General features: G+C 34.0%; 11 protein-coding genes and 1 other annotated feature. Of the genes, 5 read left to right on the plus strand and 6 right to left on the minus strand.

Annotated features, from left to right (window positions below; genetic code table 11):
- Positions 1-505: 505 nt before the first annotated feature.
- Together CD29_RS18770 and CD29_RS18775 are read right to left on the minus strand one after the other, a co-directional pair.
- Positions 506-1,330, minus strand: coding sequence for an ATP-grasp domain-containing protein (locus tag CD29_RS18770; protein WP_036190413.1), 825 nt, complete (start codon positions 1,328-1,330; stop codon positions 506-508).
- A 69-nt stretch (positions 1,331-1,399) separates the two neighbouring features.
- Positions 1,400-1,652: a binding site (T-box leader), on the minus strand.
- A gap of 210 nt (positions 1,653-1,862) precedes the next feature.
- On the minus strand, positions 1,863-2,618 hold the full coding sequence (locus CD29_RS18775; protein WP_036190416.1) for a class I SAM-dependent methyltransferase: 756 nt from the start codon (positions 2,616-2,618) through the stop codon (positions 1,863-1,865).
- A 1,018-nt stretch (positions 2,619-3,636) separates the two neighbouring features.
- Between CD29_RS18775 and CD29_RS18785 the strand changes: the two genes are divergently transcribed.
- Positions 3,637-4,491 carry a helix-turn-helix domain-containing protein gene (locus CD29_RS18785; RefSeq protein WP_036190420.1) on the plus strand — a complete coding sequence of 285 codons (855 nt, stop codon included), beginning with the start codon at positions 3,637-3,639 and terminating at the stop codon, positions 4,489-4,491.
- Positions 4,492-4,509: 18 nt separating this feature from the next.
- Here the strand turns inward: CD29_RS18785 and recJ are convergent, their stop codons facing one another.
- Genes recJ through CD29_RS18800 form a run of 3 tightly spaced genes read right to left on the minus strand, consistent with a single transcriptional unit; the run spans position 4,510 to position 8,028 of the window.
- Entirely contained in the window at positions 4,510-6,177 is a 1,668-nt protein-coding gene (gene recJ, locus CD29_RS18790) for a single-stranded-DNA-specific exonuclease RecJ (RefSeq protein ID WP_036190423.1), read from the minus strand.
- Positions 6,167-6,553: a hypothetical protein gene (locus CD29_RS19820; protein WP_052124257.1), complete on the minus strand. Its 387-nt coding sequence runs from the start codon at positions 6,551-6,553 to the stop codon at positions 6,167-6,169. Before CD29_RS19820 ends, recJ begins: the two co-directional genes overlap by 11 nt.
- Before the next feature lie 11 nt (positions 6,554-6,564).
- Positions 6,565-8,028 (minus strand): recombinase family protein, encoded by a 1,464-nt coding sequence (locus tag CD29_RS18800; RefSeq protein WP_036190425.1) that lies wholly within the window; start codon positions 8,026-8,028, stop codon positions 6,565-6,567.
- Positions 8,029-8,156: 128 nt separating this feature from the next.
- On the opposite strand from CD29_RS18800, the gene CD29_RS18805 reads away from it, so the two are divergent.
- Complete coding sequence (locus CD29_RS18805; RefSeq protein ID WP_036190429.1) at positions 8,157-8,387, plus strand: hypothetical protein; 231 nt, start codon at positions 8,157-8,159, stop codon at positions 8,385-8,387.
- 95 nt (positions 8,388-8,482) lie between these two features.
- Here the strand turns inward: CD29_RS18805 and CD29_RS18810 are convergent, their stop codons facing one another.
- The gene (locus CD29_RS18810) at positions 8,483-8,812 is read right to left on the minus strand and encodes a helix-turn-helix domain-containing protein (RefSeq protein WP_036190432.1); all 330 of its coding nucleotides are present in this window, start codon (positions 8,810-8,812) and stop codon (positions 8,483-8,485) included.
- A 140-nt stretch (positions 8,813-8,952) separates the two neighbouring features.
- Here CD29_RS18810 and CD29_RS20555 point away from each other — a divergent pair, with 140 nt between their 5' ends.
- The 3 genes from CD29_RS20555 to CD29_RS18820 are packed head-to-tail and all read left to right on the plus strand — an operon-like array spanning position 8,953 to position 12,223.
- The gene (locus tag CD29_RS20555; protein ID WP_169716208.1) at positions 8,953-9,099 is read left to right on the plus strand and encodes a hypothetical protein; all 147 of its coding nucleotides are present in this window, start codon (positions 8,953-8,955) and stop codon (positions 9,097-9,099) included.
- A 35-nt stretch (positions 9,100-9,134) separates the two neighbouring features.
- Positions 9,135-10,628, plus strand: coding sequence for a recombinase family protein (locus CD29_RS18815; protein WP_036190435.1), 1,494 nt, complete (start codon positions 9,135-9,137; stop codon positions 10,626-10,628).
- The gene (locus tag CD29_RS18820; RefSeq protein ID WP_036190438.1) at positions 10,625-12,223 is read left to right on the plus strand and encodes a recombinase family protein; all 1,599 of its coding nucleotides are present in this window, start codon (positions 10,625-10,627) and stop codon (positions 12,221-12,223) included. The genes CD29_RS18815 and CD29_RS18820 overlap by 4 nt, the downstream gene beginning before the upstream one ends.
- The last annotated feature ends 297 nt before the right edge of the window (positions 12,224-12,520 follow it).

The raw sequence follows: 12,520 nt of genomic DNA on the forward strand, positions 1-12,520 counted from the left end.
TGGGCTTCCTATCGCATAGGTGTTCAAATATTTAAACCTTAGGTATAAGAAAAAGTGACCAATTTATGATAATAACGCTTTCTCTTTAGGTGGACAATTTCCAAAATCACATTGAAAATCGCACTAAAATTATTAAGGAAGTCGAATAGAAATTAGCAATAAATAATAAATAGGAGCACTGCTAATTGTAACGGGTTTGGTTGATGGGGAGAAAAGTGCAATTAACAATGGAATTAACAGGTTAATCAGCATATATTTCAACAGTGAAATAGCTATGCAAAAAAACAAGTAAAAACGCTCAGATCTGAGCGTTTTTTTTGAAATATTTTACAATCTTTGTTGAACTAAAGCCCTCGTTAGTTTAAGTGAAAATCTTCACAATCTTTTCCTACCCTAACAAGCTCTATTCTCTTAAATGTGTTGAGGCATTACAAAAAGATGCCCTACAATGGAATAACTAAGATATTATATTATCCTGGTATAGTTCTATAAGAACAGTAAAAATTTAAATCTGAAGAGCTTTTTGTAATGATTTTTTCATTGCTTCTACAAAGTTCTGACGTGTCTCTTCAGATAATTCTAATAAGGAAAGATAGGGATTTAAATCTTCTAATTCGACTAATAAAAGCTCCCCTTGTTCGCTTCGACAGGCATCAACTCGTTGAATCCCCCAGTCAAGATTATTCCAGTCGATGAAACGTTTAGCAAAAGCTAAATCTTCTTCCGTAGTTATATACTCTTTCAATTCCCATCTTTTATCTTTATCTGGTGCATAAAGAGCATACTGAAATTCTTTGTCGATAAAATAAAATGAGACTTCATATTCAAAATTGATAAATGGTTGTACCAAGGTATTTTTCGATTCTGAATTAACTTTTTCACTCAGTTCATCTTTTGTAACAAATTCCATCCCGATAGAGTCTGCTCCATCTTTCGGCTTTACGATATACCTGTCTACACTAGGGAGTTTATTTAGGGAATCAAGGGTATCAATCGTTGGAATAACAGGAAAATGAGCATTTGTTAGTTCAATTAAATATTTTTTTCCGTTCATATCAGCCTTCCCATCAAACGAATTATATGTGTTTAAATATTTAGAAACAATTCGGTTGCGGAATGCTTCATATTTGTCTTTAAAATTTGCGACTGGACCTGCATTTCGGAAAACAATTAAATCAACATTATCTTCAAATGCTTCAATATCTTCAGGATGACAGATAACCAAATTAAAGGCTTCTCTAAGTTTAGAAGTTAGAAATAAATCCTCTTCATAATACTTTCTTCCTTTTGCTTCATAATATAAATCTGTTACAAATAGTAGCGTCTTCATTACGCCTTCACCTGCTTTTCTTAAATTTTTATTGTAAAAACATCCTAAAAAACAAAAAATCCCGTCTCAGTAAGAGACGAGATTGAAACTCGCGGTACCACTCTTGTTTAATAAAATGTTTGAATAACATTTTACTACCCTTTACAAACGTACAATCATACGTTGTCCCTTGTAACGGAGGAACCCGATAAAGCTTACTAAACATTCGGCTTTACTTCTCGGAGATGATTTTCGGTTATTATCTGAACACTGGTTTTCAGCAAAACACCAGCTCTCTTTAGAACAGAAACAATAACGTACTCTTTCTCTTTATAGAATTTAAATCTAATTCGATTAATTAAAAGTTATTATATATTATTCAGATAATAAAGCAAATGGTCATTTAAGGAAATTTATTGAATTTCTTTATACAATTATTTGCTTCAACACTTTAATATCCAATTTCCTTTAAAAGAGTTGTTCGACAAACTGCCCTATAAGAGCTAAAGACGATTCTTAAACTAACCTGCCCCGTTTGTTCAATAAGAAAAGATCATCCTTTAACGGATTTGATGATTATAGTAGTCGGAAATTTCCTTGCCTTGTATAGAGAATAGTAGCGATCAGAGATTTCTTCACCAACTGTTTCAAATCCTGCTGAAACATCACTTTCGATGACAGTTTCAATTGTAAAGCCTGCTCTTATTAGCTCATTTATGTAAGTTGCCATCTTTCTTTTAGGAATAACAACTGGTGCATCTTCTCCCTTAAAGTTTGAATATTTAATAACCCCTTCATTTTGATAGGATCCATCAAGATAGATTTGACCGTTCTGACTTTTTAAATGAGCGTAGAGCGGATGATCCCAACTAAATATAAAGTACCCACCAGGCTTCAGATAAGAATGGATAAGCCCAAAAGTAGTGGCAAGATCTGTCGTCCATCCAATAGCATATATGGAATAAACTACGTCAAAATATTGCTTAGGTATTCCAATGTCCTCTTCCATTGGTGCACAGAATAAATTGGCTTTTACATCCCTAACAGTATCTTTTGCTACTTTAATTTGAGCATCCGATAAGTCAATACCCCAAAGTTCACTTGCACCTCTATCTGCCATATATCTCAATGAATGACCACTTCCACAACCAATATCAAGAACTTTTTTATTTATTATTTCATCAAAAAGTCCTAACTCGTCTTCAGTTTGTGCAAAAGGACCGTAACTTGGTAATGCATCCTTTCCATTAAAATGATGTGCTACTTTATCCCAGCTTTTTTTGTTTTGTTTAAGAATTTCAGTGGACAATCAAATTCCCCCATTTATAAGTTTCATCGAACAGGTATATCCCCTTCTTAAAGAAATGCATCCGTTAGTTGAAGAAGAAAATTGTTAAACTACATATTCAATAATCCAACATAGAAAAAAACCATTATGAATAAAACCATTATTAAGGGCGATACCTTATCGGTAATACGTGTCTTAATGTTATATTTCTTGTTGTACCATGTTATTTTAATTATAGATATTATCAAAACAAGTGTTAATACAGGAACATAGTAAACGATATAAACTTGATTAAAGTCACTAAGGTTACTACCTATAATGATTGCTACTATAAAAAATAGTGGTATAAACAAAAATTTCGTAAATCTGTACCTATTTTCATTAAATAGAAAATCTAAAATTTTTTGTTTTATCATTATATCTCTACTCCTTTCAGTTAACTCGCTTCATTAAAGTTTTTATCATCTACAATTAACTTTAACATACGATTCTTCTACTAAACTGCCCCGTTAGTTGAAGAACATCATTTCACAATCTTTAATTTATTTTAGCATAGATTTCTCATCTTCCTCCTTTCCAATATGCAATAAGCAAGTAGCAAGTGTTTTAACAATGGAATTAACAAAGACACATAAATTTATGCGATGCTGCTAAATCTTGTGCTAATTGTGTCCCCGAACACTGTGTTTTTTATTGTTTTCTCCCCATCAACCGAACCCGTTTTGCTGATTAGCTCCTTTTTGTCATTAGTTTATTGACCGAGGTGGCGTGGTCATTTACTTTCAATATCAATCTCGCCACATCTTCGGGTTCCAGTGAAGATAAATCCGTTTTGCAATCCACTCTCGTATATCCTCTGTCAATGGAAGCAAAAGGGGGGAATTTCCTAACTGTGGAATTAAAGTGAACCTACATTTAACCTTTTATAGCATTTAAATTACAGTTATTTTTAAGGAATTATTTCATATAGTTACAAGAGTAATGTTATGAGGGGGATAATAGCATAAGAGAATACAATGTTCATGAAGTCCTTGCCATATTGCAAAAATACTATATAACTGATTCACAACAGATGGTGGCCCGTTGGATTCGGGAAGGAAAGATTCAAGGAATAAGAAGTGAAAATCGCAAAGAGGGATACAGGGTTTCAGAGGACGAGTTGTTTGAATTTATTGAGGAACAACGCCCTGGATTACCATCAATTATGCAGATTTATGAAAGTTATGTGAAGCAGCTAAAACCTGAATTTCAGGAAGAGAATATCACTGAAACTCAAGAAATTCTAAATAAAAACCTGCAATTAATTGAAACCGAAAATGTTGGACTACGTGAGCGTGTATTGAGTCTTGAGAATGCATTGAATGACCTACAACAAGAGAAACAAATATTGGAAATGGAGTTAATTGAAACACTTGAACTATATAATGGATTAAAGGAAGAAAACAACGTTCTACTTGATGATATCGAAACGTTATCTGAATTGTTCAAAATTATTGATGATGAAAATAAAAAACTAAAGGATTTATCATCAAAAAAGGCAGATATAGAAATTAAAGGCGATCACGAAACCAAGAAGGGAAATACCGTAAAAAAGGAGTTATCCTTTGAAGAATTTAAAGAGTTAAGTGAAGAAACAGTATCAAGTATAGAACACAATTTGGAGAAAGGTATAATCGAAAAACACTTATGGAGTGTTTATGAACGAATATTTAAAAATGGAAAGATAAAATCCAATCTAATTACTGAGAACGGATCAATAACTTGTCCTTTTACCGAGAAGGTTTATAAACAACAAAAAAGGCTTATTAATAATGCAGTTTTGCACTACTTTGAAAAACACAGTGGCCTAAAACCTTATCAAGAGGAACTCGAAATTACAGTGGCTAATGACTAAAAGTTAGCCACTGTTTTATTATTCCACTTTAAGTGAGTGTATTAGAAAATTCTTCTTCTTATTGCAAAAAGTTGAATATAGGGCATGAACGGGTCTGTTTCTCGAAATAAGATGGCTTAGAGATCCTTTATTGAAAGCAATTGCTTCATTCTTTCGGTAAGTTAGCTTCATATGTTCACTATTTGTCCCGAAGACACTAGTTGATGGATTCCTCTTAGAATCACTATAAAAAAGTGGCTTTGGAATGTTTATCCCATATGGCTCTAAATATGTGATGCTATCAAATAAATCTTCATAAAAATTTTGAATCTCCATCTTTCTGATGTAGGTTAACGGTGGCCTATTGAACACTTCGTTTTCTGCGGCTTGTAGAATTGCAGTTCGGAATTGATGAATTTGTTTTTCTTCAGGTGTAATGGAGAGACCAGCCGCGGCTTGATGCCCACCGTACTTCTTTAACAGTTCGGAAGAATTATTAATTACATTTATTATAGAGAAACCACTCCCATTAACACTTCTAGCAGATCCTATACCAGTTGTAGAAATAACAATCGAAGGCTTTTTGTACATTTCTGTAATTTTGGCAGCAACAATGCCGATAATTCCATTATGAAAATCATCAAATACAACAATAACCTTATCATTGTAAAGTTGCCTTTGTTTAATCTGATTTTCAGCCAAAATAAATTGTTGATTTGTTAATTCCTTTCGTTTGGTATTTAAATGAATCAAGGAATCTATTTGTGCCTCTTTTATTTCCGCTTTTGTTAAAATGTCAACGGCAATATTGGGGTCTCCAATTCGACCGCTAGAATTGAGGATTGGTCCAAGTGTAAAACCAATTGTAGAACTGTCAACAACCTTAACAAATGATTTTTCAAAAATTCTTTTAAAGACAGGATGAGGCTCATTATTCATTTTCCGTAAGCCTAAAGAACAAATAACACGATTTTCATCTATGATGGGCATTAAATCTGCGATCGTGCCCAACGTGGCTAACTCTAAGTATGAATGGAACTCTACATCAAACTTTCGTTTAGCCGCTAGATATAATGCTTGTACCATTTTAAGTGCAACTCCAGCACCAGAGAGAGAGGTAAATGGATATTTATTATCGTGACGCTTAGGATTAATAAATGCATAGCAGTTCGGATAAGGTCCTAATATTTCATGATGATCAGTTACGATTACATCAATCCCTTTCTCCTTTGCTACCATCATTGCTTCGTGTGAGCTTGTTCCATTATCGACTGTTATGACAAGTGAAATATCTGTATCTACTTGCTTCATGGCATGTGCCGACAACCCATATCCTTCACTTCTTAGGGGTAAACGATAGGTTACTTCACCCTTAAATTGCTTTAAAGCTAAATATAGGAGTGATGTAGAGGTAATACCATCACAATCGTAATCACCAAAAATCAGGATTTTTTCCTTTTGTTTAATTGCTTTGATTATACGAATTACTGCTTTTTTCATATCATTCATTAAAAATGGATCATGCAGATCTTCCACAATGTTAGGCTCCAAGAATCTTTTAAGTTTCTCTTCATTATTAAACCCATGTAGATATAAGTAATGCCCTATGATAGGATCGATTAGGAATTGTCGCGATAAATACATAATTAATGGATAATTTGGATGTTGTTCTAAAGGAATATCGAGAGGAACCCAATTATGAGACATCTGATATACCTCCTTTATAAAACCAAACGAATTTTCTCCCTTTAAAAAGGGAGAGGTTTTCAAAATATAATGAATCGAAAGGGGATTCAGTTTCATAATAGGATTGAAAATACGGTAACAGATGCTGTATATTGTTATTTTTCCTCATCCAAGGCTTATAATGATTAGCTGGAATAGGAAAAGCATTTTGATATAAGATTGTTCCTTTGGTCAAATAAAAATAGAATTCAAAAGGATGATCAATTGGCAATTTACTAATGTCTTCTTTATAAAAGATCATCCCCATGTTTTTTTGTTTAATTAATTCGCATTTTAGTTTTAAAATATTGCTAAAAGATTTCGTTACTAACATATCCATAATAGTAATGGATTTCATGTTGTTCACTCCTACGATGGGTTTAATAGTACAATTTCGATATTTTTTTCTTCATATAGTACAACCTTCTCTACCAGTGTTTGGACTAAGGATTTAGCTTCGACAACGGGAAGATTATCGATTGCATCAATTACAGTCGCAATTTTTTTGTTAACCTTGTCTTCAAGCTCCGAAGTGTTAACGGAAGTGGTTGATTCTCGATTTTTTGCTTCTTCTACTAGTCTTTCCATTCTGTCCTTTTCTGCTTGTAAATCCTTTAATTCAATTAAGCCAGCTGTATAGGCTTCTACTTTACGTTTGTAACGGTTCTTTGCAGAATGTATTTGTTGCTGTATTTCTCTTTTTTCTTCTTCTTTTACTTGACTGGCAATCATAATAACATAGGATTGGTTAATCGATTTGGATAATTGTTGTAATCCACGTTTAAACCAACTTTCTACATCCGAAGCGTTGTACCATTTACTTGTGCAGGTACCTTTATTCTTATTAGCTGAACAGCGGTAAACACGCCTTCTTTTTGTTTTCGGCCCCATCCAACTGATACTCATCGCAGCACAACATCTGCCACATTTTAATAATCCTCCAAGTAAATGTGGGCTCGTTTTGGACCGAGGGTGAATTTTTTTGCCAGGGATTTTTTTTTGGACAGCCTCCCAAGTATGTTCATCAATAATTAGAGGGAGGGCATGTTCAACCACTACCCATTCCTCATCATCTTTTTCTACTTGCTTTTGATTACTCCTATCAATTCGATTCCAAACCAATGTCCCCTTGTAAACAGGATTCGTAAGCATAAGTTTGATGGAACGAATCGACCATTCTTTTTTTTGTTTTGACGGAATACCTTCTTCATTTAACTGTTTTGCAATGCTGTAATACCCAAATCCTTTTTGAAGGTAAAGATCAAACACTCTTTTTACCACTTTTGATTCAGTATCATTAATGACAAGTTCTTTATTGATAAGGTCATAGCCGTATGGGCTTTGCGTAAGCCATTTACCCTGGTTAGCTGCATGTAGCATATTATCAAATACCCGTTCACGAATTCTTTCACGTTCAAATTCAGCAACAGCTCCAAGAACTTGAAGTGTCAATCGACCAGAAGGGGTATTTGTGTCAAATGATTCACTAATAGATATAAAAGAAACTTTATGATCCTGAAATGTGTCAATCAGTTTCAGCAAGTCCAATAAGCGTCTGCTTAAGCGATCGAGTTTCGTAACCAAGATTCTGGAAATGGTTCCCTTGTCCACCTCTTTTAAAAGTTTATTTAGTTGTGGACGATCTAAGTTTTTTGCCGAGTATCCATCATCAATAAATAGGAGAGGAATTTCATCCCAGCCCATCGCTCGGCAATATGCTTTTAAACGGTCCTGTTGTTCATCTAATGAAACTCCTTCTCGTGCCTGCTCGTCGGTTGACACACGACAATAAAGTGCGACCGACCTAGCATTTTCTAATGAAAATTCATTCATTAAGTTTCCTCCAAGTCCTGTTTGTCCATTTATATGAGAAAACAGTAAAAATCATTAATAAAAGAAAATAGGGTTGTCCAATTCAATTCCTCGTATCGACCGCATAGACATGTATAAAGGGGGATTGCATGGACGATGTAAAAATTAGCTTCAGGTTTGGAAATGTTGGCTTCGATGCAATATCAGACTTAAATGAGGCAAATCAAGAAAAAATAAAACGATTTTTTCTGCTTTGGGAAAAGAAAGTCAGGTGTTGTTCAGCTATCCATTTCTTAAATAAGGAGCTTAATTTAGACTCCAGCAAAGTTGTTGATGTTTCTGTGGAAACAATGAAAGAGAGTCCAACCACTACTGGTTAGACTCTCCTTTTTTTTGAAATTTATTCATTATTGTAAACGTGTTGTTCACCGTAGTGAATGATATTGTTAAAAAGTGTCAATAATGTTCCTGTAATCTAATTTTTCAATAAAAGCTCTAATCCTCGCTCGAAGGTGTTTAGCAAATATTGAGCTGCATCTGGATTAAGTTTTTCTAATTCTCTTAATTGTTCAAGGGCATGATTGAGTCGAGATTCTAATTCATCCGATGTGCCAGCATTTAGCGGTAAAACATATAATTCTTTTTGCAATTTTTCAAGAAGTGATAATTGAATCGTATCCGTTTTTCCTGTCTCCAAATTACTGAGATAACCTGGTGAAACATCCAATTTTTCTGCGAATGCATTTAAACTGATTCCCTTGTTGGTACGTAAAGTCCGAATTAGTGGTCCGAGATTTTGCAGCATGAATGTACCTCCATTAGTTAAATATTCAAATTTAAAAATGATGCACAGTTAGACTTAGCTTATGCGCACATTGTTTGTCCTTATTTCGATAAAAGTTAAGCAAAGTCCTTCTAGAGGACAAAGAAAGGAGGTTATTAATAATGGCTAAAACAAAGAAAGTAAAAGGAAGATTAACATCAATCCAATATGTTCACGACCCAGAGGCGGCGAATGAATGGATGAAGTTGTTAATGGAAATTACAAAAAGGCAATTTTCAGAGCGTTGTTTGAATAAAGATAAAGGGTAGGGGGAAAAAACGACGTTTAATGAAAGGAGTATAGAGTGAAACAAACAGCGGCCTATTATCGAAGTTCGACGCAACTTCAAGAAGAATCTGTTACGACGCAGCAATATGAAATCAACCAATATGCACTAAAAAAAGGGATTCTGATTGATATCGAATATCCAGAACCTGCCGTTTCGGCAAGAAAAAACAAATTAAACGAAAGGCCCCAAATGAAACAGTTGATGACAGATATCAGGATTGGGAAAATTGGAACATTGCTTGTTTATAAAAGGGATCGGTTGGCACGAAAAGTAGAAGAGCATCTTGAATTATACAAACTCTTTATGCGACACGGTGTGGATGTACATTTCATCGCAGAAAATGAACCTCCAATGCGTTTCGATATTTTTGGGGAACTAATGGAATTATTTATAGGGGTAATGAATCAAAGGGAAGGGGAACAAATCAATTTACGAATTTCGGATACTAAATTAAACAATTTTCTTAGGGGTAAAAGTATTGGCCATTTGCCTTTTGGCTATTCCACTGATAAAGATAAAACGAAAATTATTAGAAATGAAGACGAACTTAAGATTATTAAATTCATATTTCAGGAATGGAATACTGACAAGTATGGAAATATGGAAAAGTTGGCCCAGAAATTAAAGGAAGACGGTCTTAAAAGAGGGAAAAATGATTGGACTAGGAATAATGTATCGGATGTCCTTACAAACCCAATCTATATGGGGATTCGAGTTGCCAGTTTTGATAACCGCGAAGTGTCGCGTTCGGTTGAAGAGTTAGCGGTTATCACTCCAGATGAATTTGTTTTGGCACAAGAATTAATTGAAGATAGGAAAAAGCCAATGAGAGCAAAAGAAAATTTTAATTATTTATTGTCTGAATTAATATTTTGCGATCTTTGTGAACAGAACCGTCTGAATGAACAGGAAATAAGCAAAATAATTATGTCAAGAAAGCCATTGATCAATCATAAAAGAACAAAGAATGGAAAGATCATCGCAACCTATGAGTGTAAAGAACACAATATCAAATTGGAACAATTGGAAATTGAAAATCTAGTTTATCGGAAGGCAAGAACCTTTTTTAGTGAATTATTAGATACACATTTTGATAAATTGTATTCTTCGCATCTTACGAGAAACTTAGCTGAATTGTCAAAGGTGAAAAATAGCTTAGATAAAGAGCTACAAAGCGCGGAAGATAAATTGACACAAGCAGTAAATAAATGGATTAAAAATGACAATGATTCCACAAGAGAAAAAGTTATGGAGTGTTCTAGGGATGTAAAGAATCTTAAAGAAAAGCTATTTGAAATTGAGGTAAAAAGACAGAAGTTCATTGAAGTACCTAACTCCATTAAAGAAATAAAGGATGAAATTATTAATGAGGGATCGTGGGGGAAATTGCCTTTTTCAAGGAAGTGCATTCTAGTAAAAGACTTAATTCATGAAATTTTAGTTGACAATTTCACGGTAAGGATGGTTTTTAAACATCCCTATTTAGAAACCAATGAGGTGGTCGGGTGAGTTTATCTGAGTTTTTGAAAACAAAAGGTTTAAAAGCTGTATTTTACGGAAGACATTCAACAGACGGACAAAATGTTGAGACCCAGCGTTATATTTGTGAGGAATATGCGAATAAACATTCAATTACCATAATAAAAGAGTACGTTGATGAGAATGTTTCAGCCTTCAAGAAAACACTTGATAAAAGAGAACAACTAGAAAACCTTCGTCAGGAGGCACGAATAGGAAATTTTGATTGTGTCCTAGTTTACAAAGCCGATCGCTTAGCTAGAAAAATAGATCAGCATATGCAACTGTGGGGTGAGTTTCGGGAGTTAGGAATACCAATTATTTTAACGGAATCCGAAAAATTATATACAACCGATAGCCCTACTGAAATAATGGTCGACATCGGTCTAAGTTCTCTTGAGGCAGAAAATACAAGAATTAGAACTAGGGATTACTACAATTCCCATACTGCAAAAGGGAAATGGCTGGGCGGAAATTTACCATATGGATATGAATATGATGTTGATGATGAAGGGAACAGCATAATGAAGCCAATTCCTTTTCAAATTGATAAAGTAAAAGAAATATTTCGTTTATATTCAAGAGGGTATGGTTTTAAACGGATTACAAGCATTATGAATGAAAAACATCCAAAAGCTTTAGGGCATGGAACGGGGAAATGGGTAGCGGAAACGATAAAATCAATACTAACAAATCCATTCTATGCAGGGATTACAACGAGTCAAAGGATCGTACCTGGTTCAGGAAATTCAATTAGAGACCAAAAAGACTGGACAATGGGGAAATGTGATAAAATTCCCGCAATAATAAGTGAACAAGTTTGGAAATCCTGCATGGAAATTTATGAGAGGAAAAAGAAGGGCAATGTAACACAAAATCAATATATAACACCATATTTGTTTATTAATATTCTTGAATGCAAGTTATGCAATGTTAAAGTTAGAGGGAAAAACTACACATCTGGAAAAAAGAGAAAGGACGGAACGCCCTATGGTGATAGGGTTTATATTTGTCCAAGCTGCAAACAAAAATGGGAAGTAAATAGGGTGCACACGGAATTAATTGAAGATGTTTTAAGCGGTTGGCACTATCAGTATCTTGCAAGGAATAAAGATGAGCTACAAAGGGACATTATGGTGAATATACAAAATGAAATTGGCGAAATTGAAGCTTGTATTAAATCATACAAAAATGAATTATATAAGCACACTGACAAACTGAAGGAAGTTGAAAATAAACAAAAAATCATGATGGAGAAAAATCCTGAGCCAGATGAACTACAACACGCTTTAGTTCAATATAGAATAACTGTGCAGAAGAAAATTGAACTTTTTGAAAGAGACCTAGAACAAAAACTGAAAGCAAAGCAACAGTTATATTTATCATACGGTGATGTAGAAAATTTTAAGGAAATTACTAAAGAAATAACGGGTTTTGATTATGACTTTAGCGAACCAGAATTTAGGAAATTAGTGCTATTTCTAATGGATAAAATCACCATTAGCGGTAAGGAGGAATATGAGTACGAAATAACTGCAAAGGTAGATCTCAGTGAAAGAGGTACAATATATTTTGGGTTTAATTAGTTCTAGAGGAGGGGGTTAATCCCCTCCTCTATTTTATTTATGAAGAAGAGAATAGAGGAAGGAATATTTAATCAATAGGAATGCAGTGGCGGCTTTTAATTTACCACTATAACTTTATCATAGTAATATTATGTGAATATCAATAATTATGTAAGATTACTAAAATATTAAAAACCGTAATAAAAATCGTTAGGTCAATCAATAAAGTTCGGCAAAGGGATAGGATCATCTATTTATAGGCTTTTTAGAGTTCGGTAAAGGGATAGTTGAGGGATCCCTCAACTATCCCTTTACCGA

This window comes from Ureibacillus manganicus DSM 26584 (assembly GCF_000772945.1).
Classification (GTDB): domain Bacteria; phylum Bacillota; class Bacilli; order Bacillales_A; family Planococcaceae; genus Ureibacillus; species Ureibacillus manganicus.

Excerpts from the sequence above, each read along its gene's own strand:
- CD29_RS18805 (WP_036190429.1), top strand. The coding sequence starts at position 8,157 with ATGGACGATGTAAAAATTAGCTTCAGGTTTGGAAATGTTGGCTTCGAT.
- CD29_RS19820 (WP_052124257.1), bottom strand. The coding sequence starts at position 6,553 with ATGAAATCCATTACTATTATGGATATGTTAGTAACGAAATCTTTTAGC.
- recJ (WP_036190423.1), bottom strand. The coding sequence starts at position 6,177 with ATGTCTCATAATTGGGTTCCTCTCGATATTCCTTTAGAACAACATCCA.
- CD29_RS18800 (WP_036190425.1), bottom strand. The coding sequence starts at position 8,028 with ATGAATGAATTTTCATTAGAAAATGCTAGGTCGGTCGCACTTTATTGT.
- CD29_RS20555 (WP_169716208.1), top strand. The coding sequence starts at position 8,953 with ATGGCTAAAACAAAGAAAGTAAAAGGAAGATTAACATCAATCCAATAT.
- CD29_RS18810 (WP_036190432.1), bottom strand. The coding sequence starts at position 8,812 with ATGCTGCAAAATCTCGGACCACTAATTCGGACTTTACGTACCAACAAG.
- CD29_RS18770 (WP_036190413.1), bottom strand. The coding sequence starts at position 1,330 with ATGAAGACGCTACTATTTGTAACAGATTTATATTATGAAGCAAAAGGA.